A 21,873-nucleotide genomic window follows, 5' to 3' on the forward strand; every position below is an offset into this window, starting at 1 on the left:
GGTATAATGAGACGTATTTATGTTGCTGGTGGATGCTTTTGAGGAGTACAAGGGTATTTTAAAACCATAAACGGAATTATTTTTTCAACAGTAGGATATGCTAATAGTGCAATTAACAATCCAAGCTATCAACAAGTGAAAGCACATATTACTAATGCTGTTGAAACTGTGGAATTATATTATGATGAATCTAAAATTACTTTAGTTGAAATTATTAATAAACTGTTTGATGTGATTGACCCTACAGCTTTAAATTATCAAGGGCCAGATTTTGGTAGTCAATATCGTAATGGAATTTATTATGAAGTTGATAGTGATTTAGCTGTTATTCAAGACACTATTAATAATTTAGCTAAAAACTACTCAAAACCAGTAGTTACTGAAATTAAGAAATTAGAAAATTATTTTCTTGCTGAAGAATATCATCAAGATTACACTGACAAAAACCCAAACGTTGCTTGTCATATTGATTTTTAACAAAAAAACAAAAGCTTTTAAAGCTTTTGTTTTTAATTTAAGTCATTAATTTTACTAAATTGTTCAACTAGAGTATTAGAAATTTCTTTAGGATTAGATCCTAAAATTGGAGCAACTTTAGTACCACAATATTCAATAGTTTGCACTGATTTAGCACCTAGAAAATTAAAAGTACCTTTTAATCATTCAATGTGACTACCAAATGGATATCAATCTCTGGGAGCTCCTTGGGTTGCTACTACTATTACATTTAAATTAGTTAACAATCCAATAGCATCACCTTTTGTTGAATATTTATAACTAAAAGTCTTATTTGCTACACAAATAGAATCAATAAAGTTTTTAACTAAAACAGTAGGGCCAAAATTTGTCATTGAACAAGAAATTACTAAAGTATCAATTTCTTTTAATTTGTCAATTCAAAAATCTGATTCTACATCAGCAAAATAAGTTTTGAAGTTTGCTTGTGTTAAAAAGATTGAACTTAATTTAGTGTCGTTTAAATTAATTCTTTCAACTTGGTCTTTATCAAAGTTTTTTAAAGTATACTGATAAAATGCATCCATAATGTTTCTTGAATAAGAAACTTCATTAGCTGAAAGATTTCCGTCTAAAAATAATATTTTTCTCATATGTTACCTCTACATAAATAATACAAAAATTACGTATAAAATCATAAAAATAATATATTTTTAATTTTTTTATGATTTTAGGACGTCATTTACTTAATTAAGTAATAAAAAATATTAAAATTATAAAGATATTATTTTTTGATAATGTCCAGAATAGGAGAAATAATGGCAAAATTCAAACGTGTATTTATGATTGTAACTGACGGTTTAGGTATTGGTCCTGACCGTGATCAAAAAGCTTTTGGTGATGCAGGGGCTAATACTATTAGATCTGCATCAATGGCTGAAGAATTCAAAATTGATACATGAAAAAAACTTGGTATTGGTAATATAACAGAGTTAAATGGTAATTACCACGTAAAACAACCTTTAGCTTATATGGCTAAAGTACAAGAAGTTTCAAATGCTAAAGATACCTTAGCAGGACATTGAGAAATGATGGGTATTAAAACCTTAGTACCATTTCCTACATTTTTTGAAAACGGTTTTCCTCAAGAATTAATCGATGAACTATCAAAAGCATTTGATGGTAGACCAATTGTTGGAAATAAAGCTTCTTCAGGAACAGAAATTATTAATGAATTAGCTCATGAAGAAAAAGAAAAAGGAGCAATTATTGTTTATACTTCTATGGATTCAGTGCTCCAAATTTGTGCTCATGAAGAATGAACTGGTTTAGATAACTTATATAGATATGCTAAAGCTGCTAGAGAAATTTGTTCTTCTAAACCTGAATGAAATGTTGGAAGAATTATAGCTAGACCTTATGTTGGAGAAGAAGGAAACTATACAAGAACCTTCAACAGACATGATTATGCAAATAAACCAAGAGAAATGATTTTAAATGAACTTCAAAAACAAGGTGTTGAAGTTATTTCAATTGGTAAAATTAATGATATTTTTGTAGGTCAAGGTATTTCTAGACATCTTGCTAGTGGTAGTGATGAAAGAGGAATGGATATCACTATTGATCTTGCGACTCAAGATGGAGAAAATCAATTTATTTTCACTAACTTAGTTGAATTTGATTCACATTATGGACATAGAAGAAATGTGCATGGTTATGCTCAAAATATTGCTAACTTAGATGTTAAATTAGCAAAATTAATTAACGCATTAAAAGAAGATGATTTATTAATCATTACTTCAGATCATGGTAATGATCCATTATATCCAGGATTTAACCATACTAGAGAATTTCTTCCAGCTACTATTTATTCAAAATCATTCAAATCACCTAAAGTATTAGAAAACTTTAATGGACTTGGAACATTAGGAAACATTGTTGCAAGAAACTTTGGTGCTGATATTGTTGTTGAAACTGGTGATGATGTTTTTGACAAATTAGTTTAGATAATTTAAATAGACACAAACTTGTGTCTATTTTTCTTTAATCTAGTTTTATTTTTGCTTTTGGTATAATAATTTTATGAATCACATCAATCTACAAAGAAAAGAAGCACAAATTCATCAATTAGTTGCAGATATTGTTACTAATGATTTAACTAATGTTAATGTTATTGATCCAGTAGTTATGGATGTTAAACTTAGTGCCGATTTATCTTACTTAAAAGTTTATGTTAATCTTTATGGAAATACAACTAAAGGTCTTCAAGCATTAAATAATGCAAGTGGTTATGTAAGAAAAGTTTTATCTAAAAGTTTAAATTGAAGAAAAGTTCCACAAATTACTTTTTATTTAGATGAAGTTAGTGCAAATGGTTTAAAAATTGATCAAATTCTTAAACAAATTAAAGACTAAAAACTAATAAATCATTCATTTATATTGATGATTTATTAGTTTTTTATTTTCTTAAAGAGTTGAATAAGACTTAAATTTGAATAATAAATATGGCTTAATTCTTTCTCTTATAGTATTTATTAAAATATGATATCATTTACAAAGTAAATAAAATTAATATTAATTTTCAAAATACATACCTAATATGGATGTTTTATAAGGGGACAAATGTCAAAAAGTAAATTATTTTTACTTGGTATTGCAGGAGGGTTAATCGGAGCAGCATTAGTTGCTACCCCTGTTTTAATCACCAACTCAATTCAAACCAAGAATCAAAATCAATTAAATCAAGCTAAAAACGAATTAAATTCTAAAATCGTTGAAGCTGATGCATTATACAATGCAAATAAAGAAAATCCAGACTTAGTTGATGCTCTAGCAGTTTTAGAAGCAGCTAAAAGACAAGGGAATATTGTTTTAGGAAATATTTATCCATCAATTTCAAGTGTTAAACAAGCTACTGCTAACATTAGTGCAGCAATGAAACTTTTAAATGATAGACTTAACAAATTGCAAGCAATTTTTGAACAAATTAAACTTTTACAAGATAAGATTAAAAACTTACAAGCAACAGTGGATGGTTTAGGTTCATCAGCTTTAGAATCAGGATACAAAAAAGAACTTCAAGATGCTATTGCTAAAGCTCAAGCTTTTGAAAACGAAAGAGAAGATGTAAATAATGTTAAGAATGCTATTAATGAATTAGAAACTGATGTTGCTGCTGCAACTTCTAACTTCGAGAAAGCTAAAGCTTCATTTGATCTTCTTCAAGCTAAAATCACTGAAGCAGAAGCTGAAGAAGCTAAAATTGCAGATGATGCATACTTAGCAAGTGTTAAACAAGATTTAGCTAATGCTATTGCTACAGCAAAAACCGCTTTAAATGAATCTACAACTAAAGATCAATTAGATCAAGCTTTAGCATCATTAACTAGAGCATTAACTACAGCTAAAAATGACTTATCAAGCTTAAGTGCAGCTCATGATGCATTAATGGTTAAAATTAATGAAGCTAAAGAAGTAAAAGTTGCTCCAGAACAAACATTCTTAAATGCAGTTGCTAAAGTATTAGCTGATGCTATTGCTAAAGCTGAACCAGTATTAGCAGTTTCAAATGTTGATCAAATTACTGCTGCTACAACAGAATTAAATGATGTATTAGTTAAAGCAAAACAAGATATCTTAGATTTAACTAATGCTCATTCAGCTTTAGAATCAGTATTAACTGAAGCTAATGAATTTAAACAAGCTAACCAAGCTATTGTTAGAAACGCTGAAGCTGTTGCATTAATTACAGATGAATTATTAAAGAATGCTACTACAGCATTAACCGCAACTGAAGTTGCTCCAATGAGCGAAGCTAAAGCAGCTTTAGAAGCTGCTTTAACTGAAGCTAAATCTAAAGCTGCTGAAGTTGCTTCAACATTTAATCAAGCTAAAGATCAATATACTCAAGCTTTAACCGAAGCTAAAACTTTAGCTGAAAATCCTAAATACGTTGCTCAAAAGAATGATTTAGATACAGTTATTACTGCAGCAGAATCTGCTATTGCTGCTGTTGAAGAAAATAATCAAACTGCAGCATTATATACAGAACAAACATCTAAATTAGATGATGCTATTACAAAAGCTCATTCAGATAATGCTCTTTCAACATATAATGCTGTATTAGCAAAAGCTAAAGCATTAATCGATTCTTCAGCTACTCCTGCTACATATACTGAAGCAGCTAACACTGAAGCATATACTACAGTTAAATCTGCTGTAGATGCTGCAGAACAAGCAGTAACAGCTGCTAGTGATCCAAAAACTCAAACATATTTAGATCAAACAACAAACTTAGAAAAAGCTATTGCTAAAGCTGCATATCTTGATGCTAAAGCTAAAACTACAGCTTTATCAAATACTGATACTACTCCTAAAAGTCAAAAACAAGTATTAACTCAAGGATTAACTGATGCAGCTACAGAAGCTGAAAAAGATACAACAGAAGCATTTGATAATGCTAAAGCTATTTTAGATTTAGCTAATGCAAAAGGATTATACGTAGCTGCTTTAGATAAAGCTAAAGTTGAAAAATTCAACACATTATTAGCTAACCTTAAAAATGATACAGATGCTACATTAGCTTCAGAATATACCCCTGCTTTAGAAGCTATTGAAGCTAAAGTTGCTGCACCTCAAGAAAATAAAGCTGCAGAAATTGCGTTATATGAAGCTCAAACTACAGAATTAAATAACTTAATTTCTTCATATGAAGGAAAAGCAAAAGTTCAAGCCACAAAACTTTATGATGAAGCATTAGCTCAGACAAAAGCCGTTGGAACTAAATATGATGCTCAACCTGAAGTTAAAGCAACATTTGAACAAGAAGTTCAAGCTGCTACATTTGCAACAGAAGATGCTAAAACAGCTGCTACAGCATACGAAATTTATAACAATGCTCAAGCTTTACTTGCAGCATTAGTAAAAGCTAACTTAGAATTAGCTAAAGCAAATTACAATGCTCAAGTACAAAAAGTTAATACAGCTATTGCAGATAATGGTACATTAGTTTCAGTTAAACCTGAATTAGAAGCTGCTTTAACAGCTGCAAATGAAAAAGTTGCTGCAAATACTATTGAAGCATATGAAGCTGCTAAAGCTGATTTAGAATTAGCTTATGCTAAAGCTGAATACAATGCAGAATTATTAGTAGCAAAAGCTGCTGATAGAACTCAAGTTTATACAGCAACCGCTCAATTAGAAACATTTAATACTTCATTAGAAGCTATTGAAGCAAAAGTTACTGATCAAACAACAGCTACTCAATTCGGTGAATACAAAACTGAAGTTACTACGTTAGTATCAACTACAGATCAACGTGCAAAAACAGCTGCTAAAGATATATTTGATCAAACAAAAAATAGTTCAAATGAATCTATGAAACCATTTGAAGCAACAAATAAAGCTATATTTGACGCTTATACAACTGCTGTAAAAGCTTTAACTGATCCTACAGACGGAACAGAATTAGAACAAGCTAAAAAATACTTAGAATATAACGATACTCTTCTAAATACACTTGCTTCAAGTATGTACAAAATTAACCTTGACGTTGCTGAAAAATTATTAGCTACTTTAGGTGATGACGCTGCTGCTAATGGTGAAGTAGAAGCATACAATGCTAAATCTACATTAGAAGCTGCTATTACAGCTGCTAAAGCTTTAGTTGCTGATAATACAACTACACACTTTACTACAGCAAATCAAAACTTAAAACAAGCTGTAGAAGCTGCTAAATTAGCTAAAGCAAAACACGAATACCAAATGGTATTAGCATTTGCTAATGGTGAATCAAAAATATTATATGCTAGATACGATACCCAAGCAAATAACCAAACATACACCACAGCTATTGCTAATGCTCAAGCAACATTAACTGAACCTACAGTTAATAAATACAACGCTGCTGCTAAAGCTATTTTAGACGCTCAAAAAACAATTAATGAAACAACATTATCTGCTATTGATACAGCAAAAAATAATCAACAACAAATTATTGAAAATATTGAAAAATCAATTGCTGATATTAAATCTTCATTAGAAAAAACAGAATCAGAAGACAATAAAAAAGCTCTTGTAAAACAAGAAAGTTCATTAATTGATGCTCAAGCACAATTAAAAGTTTATGAAACAGATCGTGCAAAATTAGAAGCATCAAAAACAACAATTGAACAAAATTTAACTAAATATACTCCTGCTCCAGCTACACAACCTAGTGGATCAGCAGGTGATTCAGCATCAAGTGGTCCTTCAGTACCTCAACCTGGAGAAGCAGGAGCTGCTTCAGGAGATCAAGGAGTTCCAGCCGCTCCAGCTAATGGACAACCTGCAGCTGCTACTGCCCCAGCTGAATAATAAATATTTAAATAAATAATAAGATACCCAATTAACACCCTTTAAAACCTTCTTTCTAAAGAAGGTTTTAATATAATTAAAATTTTTTAATAAATATAAAACATTTTACGGAAGCGTTTCCACAATATACAAAATAACAAAGAGAAATTATCTTTGTTATTTTTTTTATTTTAGAATGTTAAAAAATTACATTATAATAATGAAGCATATTAATACATATACTACATTTTTGTTTAATTTGTTTCTACAATTATTTAATATGCATTATGAATAAATATGAAAGGAAACATATGAATTCTTTATTTAAAGGAAAACTTTCTTCAAAGAAAGAAAAAAAATCCTTAAATAATAGTGGTTCAGGAAAATTTAGAAAAATTCTTTCTAAAATTTCTGGAGCTTTCATGCTACCTATTTCAGTTATGGCGATTGCTGGACTTCTTTTAGGAGTTGGATCAGCTATCGGAGGAGCTGGAAACGAAGCTTTAAAAACATTTGGTCTTTTTATTAAAGTTTTAGGAGACCCTGTTTTTGCTGCACTACCATTATTATTTGCTGCTGCATTTGTTATTGCTTTTACAGATGAAGCAGGAGTTGGGGTTTTTGCCACAATTATTGGATTTATAGTGTTTTTAATGGTTCAAAGTGTTTTCATTAAAGAAGTCACAGGACCTATTAAAAATTTAACTACACCAACTCCAAATATAATTACAACAGTTGAATTTGCAACAGCTAAAAACGCTAACGACGTTCAAGCTATAGTTGGTTTAAAATCAGGTGAAGTAGTTGATTATTATAAATTACAACCTGGTATTCTTGTAACATTAACATCAAATACCGAAGGAAACGTAGTATTTACACGTAATTTAGATTTAACACCATTAAAATTCGAAAACAATGAGTTTAGTGTAATTCCAGGTGCAACCAATTTATCATATACTGAATTCACTCCTTTAAGTGGTGAAAGAGCAATGATTAATGAAAAACCATACACTTTTGCATCATTACAATATGTTGATAAAAATGGTTTACTTAACAAAATTATTGGTTATACTATGAAAAGTGGTGAAAACACCATTTTCAACGGTGAATTATTACAATTCAAACCTAAAGGTGTTTCAATTTTATTTGACGGTGCTGGACGTGATCCATTTAAACTAGTTAAATTAGTTGGAGATAGTTTAGGGGTTAAATCACTTCAAACATCAGTATTTGGTGGTATTGCTGTTGGTTTAGTAATTCAATACTTATACAACAGATTCCACACAATTCAATTACCACAAGTTATTTCATTCTTTGGTGGTAAAAGATTCGTTGCTATTGTAACAATTCCTGCAATGGCATTATTAGCATTTGCTTTCTTAATCGTTTGACCATGAATTGGTATTGGATTAAACGCATTTGGTACAGCAATTGGAAGTGTTCCTGGTGGAGCAGAATCATTAATCTTTGGATATGTAGAGAGAGCTCTTATTCCATTTGGATTACACCATGTGTTCTACGCACCATTATGATACTCATCAGCAGGAGGAGATTTAAATACTCAACTTGCAGAATTCTTAAGAGATCACCCTGGTATTACTCAAGGTGCAGACTTAAAAAACTTAATTAATATAGTTGCTGAACACCCAGATAAATATCAAGGGGATTCAACAACTGCTTTATCATTATTAAGTTTCCAACACGATACATTATCATATACTTCAAAAGATGGTAAAACAGTTACTTTACCATTATTTGAATTCTTAGCAAAAGAATTAAAATTCAAAATTGGACGTTTTGCTGATGGTAAATTCTCAATTATGATGTTTGGATTACCAGCAGCTGCTGCAGCTATGGTTTTAGCTGCTCCAAAAGAAAATAGAAAAGTAGCTTTAGGTACTGTTGTTCCTGCTGCATTCACCTCATTTATTACAGGGGTTACAGAACCTATTGAATTTACATTCTTATTCTTATCACCATTCTTATTCTGAGGATTCCACTCAATTATGGCAGCATTCTCATTCATGTTTGCTAACTTAGCTGGAGTTCACGTTCCTATGGCCTTTTCAGGAGGGGTATTAGACTTAGTTTCATACGGAATTATCCCATTTGCAAAAGGTACAAACTTCTACTGAGTATTAGTAGTTGGATTAGCTTACGCTCCAATTTACTTAGCAGTATTCTACTTCTACATTAAATGAAAAGATCTCGCTACTCCAGGTAGAGGAGGAAACACCAAGTTATTCACAAAAGCTGATTACCTTGCAAGTAAAAACGAAACAGCTACTGCAAGTGCAGGAGTTGATCCTAAAGCATTAGCTATTGTTATGGCTTACGGTGGATTAGACAACATTACAGCATTTAACAACTGTGCTTCAAGACTTAGATATGATGTTAAAGATGCATCATTAGTAAGCGAAGAAAAATTAAAAGCTGCAGGAGCATTTGGAGTAAAAGTTGAAGGAAACAATCACGTTCAAGCAATTTTTGGTCCAGCTGCAGAACAATTAAATGCAAAAATTAAATCTCAAAGAGAAGCAATTGCTAAATACTTAGCTTCAGAACAAAAAACTGAAGAACTTGAAGTTAAAGCAGAAGTAGCTATGATGGAAGATGAAAAATCACCATTATTAGAACCTGTTAAAGTTCAAACAGTTGCTAGAGGAGAATTAATTAAACTTGAAGATGTTAAAGATGAAGTATTTTCATCTAAAGCATTAGGTGAAGGATTTGCTGTTAAATTTGACGCTAGCGAAACTGGTAATGTATATTCACCAGTTGATGGTAGAGTTACAATGGTATTCCCTTCAAAACACGCAGTTGGTATTGAAACAGCTGAAGGTGTTCAAATCTTATTACACATTGGAATTAACACTGTTGAATTAAATGGTGAAGGATTTGATATGTTAGTTGAAGTTGACCAAATGGTTAAAGCTGGTGACTTAGTTGCTAAAGTTGATTTAAAAGTATTAGAAGCTAAAGGATTAGTTTCTGATGTTATTTGCATCGTACTTAGAGAAGGTGCTTATAAAGACTTTACAATTACTTCAAACAAAACAAATATCGATTCTACAACTGAATTAATCGGTGAAGTAAAATAATTTCAATCACTATAATATAAACAAATCAAGTCTTACGACTTGATTTTTCTTTTGTGTTTTTAACATAATAAATTAAACTTTAAAACAAAAGATATAGTTAAATAATAATCAAAATAACATTAGGGATTTTTAACTTTTTTGGTAGAATAATAAAGCATAAAACAGCAGTTTATTATGATTTACCCTAAATTTATCTTGTTGTTAACAATTTGTAAGTAGATTTGCTGCTAAATCGAAAGCATTAAGATAAACTTAATAAATTAGAAATAAACCCTCTAGTTATGCAGAAAGAGGAAATTAAATGTCAAGATATACAGGACCTGTCTTTAAAAGATCACGTCGTTTAGGATTTTCAATTCTTGAAACAGGAAAAGAATTTTCAAAAGGTAAAAAAAGAACATACGCTCCAGGACAACACGGAAACAAAAGAGTTAAGTTATCAGATTACGGATTACACTTATACGAAAAACAAAAAGTTAAATATATGTTTGGTGTAAATGAAAAACAATTACGTAAAACATTCGAAAAAGCTGTTAAAGCTAAAGGTGTTACTGGTACAAACTTATTACAACTTTTAGAATCACGTTTAGATAACGTTGTTTATAGAGCTGGATTTGCTTCAACAAGAAGACAAGCACGTCAATTAGTAAATCACGGACACTTCACTTTAAATGGTAAAAAAGCTAACATCCCTTCAATGACAGTTAGTGTTAATGATGTAGTTGAATTAAAAGAAAAATCAAGAAACAATACTCAAATTACAGAAGCTCTTGCAGCTAAATCAGCAAGTGCTTGAATGACAAGAAAAGATTTCAAAGTAACTTTTGATAGGTTACCAGAAAGAAATGAAATGCATTCAGAAATTAAAGATGCATTAGTAGTTGAGTACTACTCAAAATAATAGGTAAAAGGAGTATTATAAATGAAAAAAAATACACACCCAGAATACTTTGAAGTTCAAGTTTCATGTTCAACATGTCAAAAACCATTTACATTTAAATCAGTAAAAAAACAATTTAGTGTCGATGTATGTTCAGGATGTCATCCAGTATACACAGGAAATCGTTCTCAAGCTAAAGCTACCGGAAGAATTGACAAATTCAATAAACGTCTTGAAAAAATGTCTCAAAAAAATAAATAATAATATTATAAAATTGAATGTAAGACATTCAATTTTTTTAATATAAAGGAGTATAAAATGAAATTAAAAAAATGATTACTTTTATCTTTAACTAGTCCTATTATTCCTCTTGTTGCAACTAGTTGCATCAATGAAACTAATTTAGATAATAAAACCAAAGAACAAAAAGTATTTTTAAATTCAATACAAGGATTAGTTCAAATTTATAAAAATAATAACGAACCTGAATATGCAAAATATTTAGAACAAGAATTAATTAACGCAAGAACTAAATTATCAAAAAATAAAAATACAAATATAATGAATGATTTTGATGATGTTTTAAACAAAATTAAAGAATCATCAGAACAAAATATTTCAATTAAACAATTAGAACAAAATCAAATAGATGCTAGATTACAACCATTATCAAATGAAATTAGCTTAGACTATAAAAATAGTAAAAATATAAGTTTTAACGATGCTAAAACAAATAATTTACAAATTAGTTTAAATGATCCTAGATTTGAAGTGGTTAATGTTGTGATAACTAAAAATCATTTAGGATTTTCAATTAGTTATCAAATTTTAGATACAGCTAAAAATGAATATTCATCAGTTTTAACTAAACAATTTAACAAAGATAATTTTGCATATGATTTTAGTCAAATTCTAAGTCAAATACAACCTAGTTATAAAAATATTTTAAATACTACATTTAAAGACGCTGTTAATCAAGATGTTATTTTTAATGTAATTCAACCTAATTTTGAAATAGCTAATTTATCAGTTGTTAAAAATGTTAACAATTTTGTTATTACTTATCAAGTTAGAAAAATTGATACTAATGAATTATCTAGTGTTCAAACTAAATATTTAAGCAGTAATTTATTTAAAAAAGAAGTTAAAGAAGTTCAAAAAGAAACAAATTCTGATACTGATTCAACAAATAATACTAATAGCGATAAAGATAATAACAATGGTTTAGATAATAATTCAACTACTGAATCAAATCAAAATAACTTAGACAATGAAAAAGAAAATGATAAAGATCAGGAATCAAATCCAACAGATGACCAAAAAGAAACAGAAACTATAGATCAAAACACTACTGAAAATAAAGATAATCAATCAAATAATAATGATCAAACACCTAATACCAATGATTCTGCTGTAGATAATAAAGATCAAGAATCTAATGCGAATCAAAATGGTATAGAATCAAACAATGATCAATCAACTAATGATAATCAAAACAATAAAGATCAAACACTTAATACCAATGATTCTAATACAAATAATAATCAAGTAGATAATTCTGCTGATAATGCAGATAATGATAAAAAAGATGTTGATGATCATCAATCTCAACCTTCAACAGATATAAATAATAATGTTGATGCAAATAATACACCTGATAGCAATTCAGATAGTGCTAATAAAGATACATCAAATCAAGATCAAAGCAATAATGATGAAAATCAATCAAACGCTTCAACTGATGAAACAGCAAACCAAGCTAATGATAATGAATATAATCAACTACTTTCACAATTAGAAGAAGCTGATACAAAATTAAAGAAAATTAAATCTTTAGCTCCTTATGCATTCAACGGAAGACAAAACACTTATGATACATTTTTAGCATTATTAGAAGAAGTTAAAAATAATAAAAATTTATATTCATCTAAGAAAGATGAATGAAATAGAAAATTAAATAATTCATTAACTTCTTTAAAAGCTACAGCTAATTTTGTACCAGGTGCAAATTGAGATAACATATTATCTTTTGCTGATCCTAGTGAACAATTTAATAAATTAAAAGAATTTATTAATAAATATGACCAATTAGATGATTTGATTATCAATACCGAAATCAAAACATCAATTCAAACAGCAAAAAATACATTAGAAACTCAAATTGCTCCATATAAAAATTTACCCGCTAGTGCTTTAGGCTCATTAAATCCTGTATTTAATACACTTATATTAGCTAATACAAATACTTATAATGGTTTAAAAAAATCTGTAGATGATAATTTAGCTGAAACTAATAAATTTAAAGAAATAAGAGAAGAAGCAAATAAAGAACTAGAAACATATCAATATCCATATGCTAGTTTTAATTTTGGTAATGACCAAAAAGCAGCAAATGATCACATTTTTGAAGTATTTGCTAACTCAATTAAAAATTGATCATTTGGTGAATATTTCCCAGCTACAGATTCTAACCCTTCATATAATGAAGCTCTTGCAGCTAAAAATGAATGAGGTCCAACAATTGAGAAATATAAAGCATTAATTAAACAAGAAGTAGATAAAGGTAAAGGTGAATATGATGCTAATAAGCTTGCTCATATTGACTATGATACTAACGATACTGCTTCATTAATGGCATTAATTAAATTCAATGATGCTTATACAGAATCTCAAATTGCTAAATTAAATAAATTTAGAGGAATTTTAAAATTACCAATTTTAATTGATTTAAGTAAATCATTAACCAACGATCAAAAAGGTGCTTTAGTAATTCAAAACTTACTTGGATATACTAGAGGTATTTATATTAAAGACAAAATTAAAGTTGGTGAAGGTGATGAAGAATCTAAGAAAGTATTAAGTACTGGTCATTCATATTCAACATCTACTAAAAAAGTAGCTGATGAGTTAGGTTATTTATATAATGAAAATTACTATGGTTCATATAATCAACCAATTTTTGCTCCTAGTTCTATCGGAGTAACTGCAGATTTTATTTCTAATATTTTTATGACTAAGATCTTAGGTGAAAGAAATGATTATAAAAACAATGGTGGAATTGATGCTGATGGATTTGGACATTTATTAAATTCAATGGATAACCACAATATAGCTTTTTATGGTGCAGTATTTATTGAAGATGAAGGTCATGATAATGTAGCTACAACTAGAAATAGATATCGTATTTCAATTCAAGATATGATGTGAAAAATAAATAATAATCATAAACCTTTTACAAATATTAATGAATCATAAAAATCAAAAGCAACTATTACCATAGTTGCTTTTTTGAAGTGTTAAAAAAAATAAGTTTATAGATTTAAAAAGGTATAATATAACAAATATTTTAATACATTAGGAGTTTTTATGCTAAAAATTATTAATCACCCACTTATTGATATCAAACTTACTAAAATGCGTGATAAAAATACTAATCACCTTGCTTTTAAGAACAATTTAAATGAAATTGCTTCTTTAATGGTTTATGAAATTTTAAGAGATTACAAAACCAAAGACATTACTATAACTACACCATTAGAACAGGAATTTGTTGGTGCAGATTTTAACAAAGAAATTATTTTAGTTCCAATTTTAAGAGCTGGTTTAGGAATGACTGAAGGAATTTTAAACCTAGTTCCTCAAGCTAGAGTTGGTCATATTGGAATGTATAGAAATGAAGAAACATTAATTCCAGTTCCTTATTATTATAAAATGCCAGAAGTAGACAAAAATAGTTTAGTTATTGTAGTTGATCCAATGTTAGCAACAGGTAATTCAGCTGCTGATGCTATTCAAGAATTAAAAGATGATGGATTTACTAACATTATTCTTGTTTGCTTAGTTGGAGTAGATCAAGGAATTAAAAAAGTTGAAGAAAAATTTGGACAAGATTTTCAAATTTTCCTTGCTTCTAAAGATGAAAAATTAAACTCTAAAGGTTATATTGAACCTGGATTAGGGGATGCAGGAGATAGAATTTTTGGTACTAAATAATGAAACCATTGGTTTTTAAAAACAGAACTAGTGAAGTTTTTAAAATTAGTTTTAGTGCTATTTTATTAGCTTTAATTTTATTATCTAGTTTTATTTCAAGATTTTTAACCATTTTTGGATTTTTAAATATTGAAATATCATTAGTTTTTATCTTATTAAGTTTATATTTAGTTGGGTTCAAATACTCAATTATTTTAACTGTTGCAAGATTTGCGATTGCACCACTAATGCACCCTGGGTGATTGGTCATTAATTATTTAGGTGGATTTATTTTATTTTTAGTACAACTCTTTTTTATTTTTATTTTTATATTGATACATTATCTTTTAAATAAAGCAACTAATAAATATAATGGAATAATGTTTGTAATAAGTCTTATTCTAACAATGTTGGCAACAACTATTCTTATATCAACCTTAAACACATTTTATTTTAATACCTTGTACTATGGAGCATTAGGTGCGATTCAAAACTTAAGCTTAAGCGAAACAATAAAAGCTTATAATGCTTTTCCTTTGTTTTTTGGGATTAAAAACTATTATTTAGGATCTTATGTGTTTTATATTAGTTTTAATTTAATTAACTTAACAATTAATTTAGTTTTAATTTCAATTATTATTTTTCTAGATTATAAAACTAAATTTCTATCACGTATGGTACCAAATTGCCATAATAAATACTAAGGAGAAAAATGAGTAAATTTAACTTTGCAACTATTGATCAAAAATGACAAAATGAATGATTAGAATCAGGATACTTTGAACCAAAAAATGATTATTCTTTACCTAAAAAATATATTTTAAGTATGTTCCCTTATCCAAGTGGTAATTTACATATGGGTCATGTTAGAAATTATTCAATTGGTGATGCTTTAGCTAGATACTATAGACGTAAAGGTTTTAATGTATTTCACCCATTTGGTTGAGATGCCTTTGGGCTTCCTGCAGAAAACGCTGCAATTAAACACCAAATTCATCCAAGAACTTGAACTTATCAAAATATTCAAAAAATGGATAAAGAAATTCAAAAATTAGGTATTTCATTTGCTTGAGATTATGAATGTATCACTGCAGATGAAAATTATTCTAAATGAGAACAATTTTTATTCATTAAACTATGAGAAAAAGGTTTAATTTATAAGAAAAAAAGTTTATTAAATTGGTGTGAATTAGATAATACAGTTTTAGCTAATGAGCAAGTTGTTGATAATAAGTGCTGAAGATGTGATAATGAAATTATTCAAAAAGAAATGGACACTTATTATTTAAAAATTACTGAATATGCTAATGAATTAGTTGATGATTTAAAACTTTTAGAAAACCATTGACCTAGTCAAGTTTTAACTATGCAAAAAAACTGAATTGGTAGAGAACAAGAGTTTGTTTTAGAATTTGATTTAATTGATAATAAATATAACTTATCTACTAAATTATCAGTTTATGAAGCAAATAGTAAATACTTAGCTAAAATTAACTACATTGCTTTATCAAATAAACATCCTTTAGTTGAACAATTAAAAGAATTAAATTATTTTTCTAATGAGCAATTAACTTTAATTGATGATATTAATAAACACTTTACCAATAAAGATTTTAGTCATAAAATTTATTTACCTACACCTTTTGTAGCTAAAGTTAATGACTTAGAAATTCCAGTTATTATTACTGATTTTGCTTCACATAATCCTAATAAACTTATTACAATAGTTTCAGAAGAAAATAAAACTCATTTTAATTTCCTTCAAGTTAATAATTTAGTTAATAATGCAGTTGAATTAGATCAAACATTAATCAATAATTTAGTTAAAGAAACTAAATACAATCTTAGAGATTGAGGTATTTCTCGTCAAAGATATTGAGGAACACCAATTCCTTTAATTAATTGTGCAAATTGTGGTACAGTAGCTGAAAAAGTTTCAAATTTACCTATTACTTTACCATTTAAAGTTGAATTTACTGGTCAAGGAAATCCTTTAGATACAAACCAAGAATGAAAACAAGCTAAATGTCCAAAATGTAATAAACCTGCTTTTAGAGAAACTGATACTTTAGATACCTTCTTTGAATCTAGTTGATACTTCTTGCGTTATTCAACAGCTATGGAACTTAGAGATCAAATGATTTTTGATCCAAAAGCTTTAGAATACTGATCAAGTGTTGATGAATATATTGGTGGAATAGAGCATGCTATTTTACACTTGTTATATGCTAGATTTTTCACTAAAGCTCTTGCAGATTTAAATCTTGTTTCATTTAGAGAACCTTTTAATAACTTATTAACTCAAGGAATGGTATTAAAAGATGGTGCTAAGATGTCTAAATCTAAAGGTAATACTGTAGAACCTGGAGATATGATTGCTAAATATGGTGCAGATACTACTAGATTATTTATTCTTTTTGCAGCTCCACCTCAAAAAGAACTTGAATGAAGTGATGCGGGAGTTAATGGGTGCTTTAAATTTATTAATCGTTTAAATGATTTAGTAAGTGAAATTGATGTTAATAGTAATTATTTAAATATTGATCATTCAACATTAACTCAAGAAGAAAAAAATGCTAGATATAAATTATATTTAGGAATGAAAAAGCAAATTGAAGTATTTGAAAATAGACAAAATGGATATTCATTTAATACTTTAATTTCTTGAACAATGGAAACTTTAAACGCTTATGATAATATAACTAATAAAACATTGATTACTGAAATGTTTTATGTAATGCTTAATATTTTAGAACCTTTTATTCCACACTTTGCTTGAGAAATTTCAAATCAATACTTTGGGTTAAAAAACTTAACTGATTTTAAAATTGATGAGCAAGCACTAGTGCAAGATACAGTTACTTATCCTATTTCAGTTAATGGTAAATTTAGAGCGGAATTAACTGTTGATAAAAACTTAGATAAACAATCTATTTTAGATCAAGCTAAAATAGCTGTAGTTAAATGAATTGAAGATAAGCAAATTGTAAAAGAAATTTTTGTACCGAATAAAATAATAAATATCGTAATTAAATAAGGAGAGATATGAGTCAAACCAAACCAACTAAAACTAAAAAAATTAAATTCCGCTACATAGCAGTACCTGCAAAAGAATGTGCTTTACCTTTAGGGTATCATATGATTATTCTTGATCAACCTGAGTTAATTAAAAAAATTACTCAAACTCAAATGGAAGAAGCAAGAATGATCATTGTCTATCTTGAAAATGATGGCAGATATCTTCATAAAGCTGCTTATGTACAACCTTTATCACTTGAAGCATTAGATACAAGTGATTCTAAATCTGCTAAAAAATGATTATTTACTTATAAATCTTTAGGTTTTGTAGAACTTGAAGAAAGTGAAAATCACACTGATCGTAATCCAACTGCTCAAAAAGCTAAAGAATATGATGAATTTGTGGTTTTTAAAGCTGATAAATTTCAACAAAATTCTACTGAGTTTTATCGTGAAGTACTTTCAAGTTTGGATTTAGATACTTTCCATAAAATTCTTAAAGCTACTTTAGATACAATTGAACGTGATGATACTATTAGTTCATTATACGATGAAGCTATTGATCAATATCGTGCAATTAGTTATAAAGGGATTGGTGCAATTATTGATACTTATGAACATAAATTAAGAACTAATAATCATCAAGAATTTCAAGCAGTTTATTTTGCTAGTGTTTTAAACTTTTTTAATCAAAGAATTTATCCTGATAGAGAAAGAGTATTTTTTGACTTTAGTATCGATAATTTAACTAATGCAACATATAACATCAGTAATGTTTTAAATCAATTTTTAGAAATAGAAACCGAAATCAAAGATAAAATTAACACAAGATTAAATGAACAACAAAAAGAATTCATTTTACGTGAAAAAATGAAAGCTATTTCTGATAGTTTAAAATCAATGAATGTTGATGTTGATGATGAAGATCAATATTCAAAAATTATTCGTGATGATGTATTGAACAAAATCTATCCCAAATCAGTACAAAAATTAATCAAAGTCGAATCTAAGCGTGCAAGTGAAATGATGCAAGCTTCTCCTGAAGCTAATATTGTTAAAACTTATGTTAGCTTATTAAAACAACTTCCTTGAAGAAAAACTGAAGTTGAATACTTAGATATTGATAAAGTTCGTAGCACATTAGACAAATATCACTATGGTATTGATGAAGTTAAACAAAGAATTATTGAGTATATTGCTTTAATTATTAAAGCAAAACAAGCTGATAAAGATAAAGATAATAAACTTCCAATTGATGCAAAACACGAAATTGATCTTTCTTTATTTAAAGAAGAAAATAAAAACACTTACAATAATGTACCAATTATTACTTTAGTAGGTCCTCCAGGAACTGGTAAAACTTCTTTATCTAAAGCGATCGCAGAAGCTTTAAATCGTAAATTCATCAAAGTATCTCTTGGAGGAGTACATGATGAATCAGAAATTAGAGGACATAGAAGAACTTATGTAGGAGCTATGCCTGGAAAAATTGTTAAAGGGATCAAACGTGCAGGAGTATCTAACCCTGTTATTCTATTAGATGAAATTGATAAAATGGCTTCAAACACTAAAGGTGATCCAGCTTCAGCAATGTTAGAGGTATTAGATCCTGAGCAAAATAGCAAATTCCAAGATCATTATTTAGAGCATGAATATGATTTATCTAAAGTTATTTTTATTGCTACAGCTAATTATTATGAAAATATTCCAGCTCCATTATTAGATAGAGTTGAAATTATTCAATTAAGCTCATACACTTTAACTGAAAAAATCAATATTGCTAAAACTCATTTAATTCCAAAAGTTATTTTACAATCATATTTAGACAAAGAATTTTTCCAAATTGATGATGAAACTATTGCTTATATTATTAAACACTATACAAAAGAAGCAGGAGTTAGAGGGTTAAAACGTATTTTTGATAAGATTGCTAGAAAAATAGTTTTAAAAACTATGGAAGATAGCTCTATTAAACAATTTGTGATTACTCAAGAAAATATTGAAGAACTTTTAGGAACTGAAACATTTAAAGATGAACTAGAAGAAGATATCGATATTCCAGGAATTGTTAATGGACTAGCTTTTACTTCTGTTGGAGGAAGCACCTTACAAATAGAAGTTAATACTTTTAAAGGTAAACCTGAAATTAAACTTACAGGTTCGTTAAAAGAAGTTATGCAAGAATCTGCTCAAATTGCTTTATCTTATGTTAGATCTAATGCTGAAAAATTTGGAATTAGTGATTTTGATTTTGAGAAAAATACTATTCATATTCACGTTCCTGAAGGTGCAGTACCAAAAGATGGACCTAGTGCTGGTGTTACATTTACAACAGCTTTAATTTCAGCTTTAAGTCAAAGAGTTGTATCGCATAAAATTGGTATGACTGGAGAAATTACTCTTAGAGGTAAAGTTTTAGAAATTGGTGGATTAAAAGAAAAATCATTTGCAGCAAGTCAAAAAGGGATTGAATATGTCTTTATTCCAGAAGGTAATATTAAAAACTTAAAAGACATTCCAAATGAAATCAAATCAACTATCAAATATATTCCAGTTAAATGTTATGATGAAATATATGATGTTATTTTTGAACAAAAAGAACCAAAAACAATAATTGAATTTAAAGAAAATTAATGTCAAAACACTTTACACAACGTTCATTTACTTTCTTTACAATTAACTTTATAGTTGGTTTAGGATTTTTAACCACTATTTCTACAGTTGCTGGATTTGGATTATGAGGTTATTTAATTATTCTAATTGCAGGAATGGCTGTATTTGGGGTATCCTTAGTATTCTCAAGATTAAGCAACGCTTTTAAAGAGCACTATGGTGGATCTTATGCTTTTGCTAAGCACTTTAATGAAAGCTATGGTCAATCAAAAAAAACAAAATTCTTTGCTTTTTTTGTAGGATGAAATCAATTTATTCAAAATCCAATTATTTCATCAGTTTCACCATTGTTTTTAGCTAATGTAATTACAGGTTTATTAGATCCAAATCAGCCTAATTACACCTTATTTTTATGAATAACAAGAGTTGGAGCTTTAATCTTTTTTATTGTTTTAATATTGCTTTCAACTATAGGTTTAAAAGTTAATAAACGAATTATTTGATCTGTTTCAACTATTAAATGATTTGTTTTATTAATTGGGATCTTCATTTTACTTTATGAAGTAACTACCCATCAACAATATGATCAAAATATAATGAATCATAAAAAGATTGATGCACAGCTATTATTTGCTAATAGTTTATTGTTTATTTATGCTTTTGGTGGGACTGAAGATGTTGCTGCTATGGTTAAAGATGTTAAATTTAAAAACTTTAGAAAGATTTTATTTGTTTCATTCTTTAGTGTTTTAGGTTTTTATCTTATAGTGTTTAGTTTGCTTTTAGGGTTAGATATTAAACTAATCCAAGATAAAGGATTGGTTTATGTTTACAAAACTCTAGGAGCAGTAGTTGGTACAGTATTATTCCTTTTTGGATTTATTTCAAATGAAATAAGTTCCAAAATTACAATTAGTGTAGCTACTGCTAGAAAGCTTGCACCATTAGCTAAAGATGGTCATATTTTTGCTATTTTAGCTAAAAAAAGTAAAAATGGTGAATTTAAAAATGCTATATGATTTACTTCAATTGCTACTTTAGTTACTATGATAGTTTTTTGAACTATTCCATTAGTGATTTATTCTAATCCTAGTGAGCAAAATAATTTCTTTGATACAGTAATTATTTCTTCAGGAGTAGCTTTATTAATTGAAGATTTATTAACTTTATATGTAGCTTTTGCTTTAGAAAAGAAAAAAGTTATTACTAAAATACCATTATGAGAGAAGATATATTATATTTTTGTAATGGGTTTAATTATATTTTTATTAATATCTTTCTTATTCCCGATTATTTGAAAACCAATTTATCCAAATATTCAATTTGATCCTAAACAATGAGTTGTTTTAGGATCATACTTAGTATTTATTTTAATAGGAATAATTATTTATTTTGCTAATAATAAAATCAAAAATAAAGAACAATATATTAAAAATAATTAAAACTTAATCATTAAAACAGCAATATTTATTGCTGTTTTAATTTATTTTAAAGCAACAA

14 protein-coding genes are annotated in these 21,873 nt (G+C 28.1%); 13 read left to right on the top strand and 1 reads right to left on the bottom strand.

The features are described from left to right. Window positions 1-6 precede the first annotated feature (6 nt). Complete coding sequence (msrA, locus tag GE118_RS02605) at window positions 7-477, top strand: peptide-methionine (S)-S-oxide reductase MsrA (protein WP_158763891.1); 471 nt, start codon at window positions 7-9, stop codon at window positions 475-477. Window positions 478-509: 32 nt separating this feature from the next. Here msrA and GE118_RS02610 read toward each other — a convergent pair whose 3' ends face one another. Beyond that, the gene (locus tag GE118_RS02610; RefSeq protein ID WP_158763892.1) at window positions 510-1,109 is read right to left on the bottom strand and encodes an FMN-dependent NADH-azoreductase; all 600 of its coding nucleotides are present in this window, start codon (window positions 1,107-1,109) and stop codon (window positions 510-512) included. Between the two features lie 165 nt (window positions 1,110-1,274). Between GE118_RS02610 and GE118_RS02615 the strand changes: the two genes are divergently transcribed. The 12 genes from GE118_RS02615 to GE118_RS02670 all read left to right on the top strand — a co-directional run bounded on the left by GE118_RS02615 (window position 1,275) and on the right by GE118_RS02670 (window position 21,815). Beyond that, window positions 1,275-2,462, top strand: a complete 1,188-nt coding sequence (locus GE118_RS02615) for a phosphopentomutase (protein ID WP_158763893.1) — start codon at window positions 1,275-1,277, stop codon at window positions 2,460-2,462. Window positions 2,463-2,538: 76 nt separating this feature from the next. Next, window positions 2,539-2,871, top strand: coding sequence for a 30S ribosome-binding factor RbfA (rbfA, locus tag GE118_RS02620; RefSeq protein ID WP_158763894.1), 333 nt, complete (start codon window positions 2,539-2,541; stop codon window positions 2,869-2,871). A gap of 207 nt (window positions 2,872-3,078) precedes the next feature. After that, on the top strand, window positions 3,079-6,810 hold the full coding sequence (locus tag GE118_RS02625; RefSeq protein WP_158763895.1) for a hypothetical protein: 3,732 nt from the start codon (window positions 3,079-3,081) through the stop codon (window positions 6,808-6,810). Between the two features lie 290 nt (window positions 6,811-7,100). Next, on the top strand, window positions 7,101-9,890 hold the full coding sequence (locus GE118_RS02630; protein WP_233262744.1) for a PTS transporter subunit IIABC: 2,790 nt from the start codon (window positions 7,101-7,103) through the stop codon (window positions 9,888-9,890). A 301-nt stretch (window positions 9,891-10,191) separates the two neighbouring features. Beyond that, window positions 10,192-10,791, top strand: a complete 600-nt coding sequence (gene rpsD, locus GE118_RS02635; protein WP_158763896.1) for a 30S ribosomal protein S4 — start codon at window positions 10,192-10,194, stop codon at window positions 10,789-10,791. Between the two features lie 21 nt (window positions 10,792-10,812). Next, on the top strand, window positions 10,813-11,031 hold the full coding sequence (rpmE, locus tag GE118_RS02640; RefSeq protein ID WP_158763897.1) for a 50S ribosomal protein L31: 219 nt from the start codon (window positions 10,813-10,815) through the stop codon (window positions 11,029-11,031). Between the two features lie 57 nt (window positions 11,032-11,088). Continuing rightward, the gene (locus tag GE118_RS02645) at window positions 11,089-14,025 is read left to right on the top strand and encodes a hypothetical protein (protein WP_158763898.1); all 2,937 of its coding nucleotides are present in this window, start codon (window positions 11,089-11,091) and stop codon (window positions 14,023-14,025) included. Between the two features lie 111 nt (window positions 14,026-14,136). Next, window positions 14,137-14,763 (top strand): uracil phosphoribosyltransferase, encoded by a 627-nt coding sequence (gene upp, locus GE118_RS02650; protein WP_158763899.1) that lies wholly within the window; start codon window positions 14,137-14,139, stop codon window positions 14,761-14,763. After that, window positions 14,763-15,446, top strand: coding sequence for an MPN527 family putative ECF transporter permease subunit (locus GE118_RS02655; protein WP_158763900.1), 684 nt, complete (start codon window positions 14,763-14,765; stop codon window positions 15,444-15,446). Before upp ends, GE118_RS02655 begins: the two co-directional genes overlap by 1 nt. Before the next feature lie 8 nt (window positions 15,447-15,454). Beyond that, window positions 15,455-17,779, top strand: coding sequence for a class I tRNA ligase family protein (locus GE118_RS02660; protein WP_158763901.1), 2,325 nt, complete (start codon window positions 15,455-15,457; stop codon window positions 17,777-17,779). Between the two features lie 8 nt (window positions 17,780-17,787). Then, window positions 17,788-20,394 carry an endopeptidase La gene (gene lon / locus GE118_RS02665; RefSeq protein ID WP_158763902.1) on the top strand — a complete coding sequence of 869 codons (2,607 nt, stop codon included), beginning with the start codon at window positions 17,788-17,790 and terminating at the stop codon, window positions 20,392-20,394. Then, a complete protein-coding gene (locus GE118_RS02670) occupies window positions 20,394-21,815 on the top strand; it encodes an APC family permease (RefSeq protein WP_158763903.1) in 1,422 nt (473 codons plus the stop codon). Before lon ends, GE118_RS02670 begins: the two co-directional genes overlap by 1 nt. Window positions 21,816-21,873: the final 58 nt, after the last annotated feature.

The organism is Mycoplasma sp. NEAQ87857 (assembly GCF_009792315.1).
GTDB lineage: Bacteria > Bacillota_I > Bacilli_A > Mycoplasmatales > Metamycoplasmataceae > Mycoplasmopsis.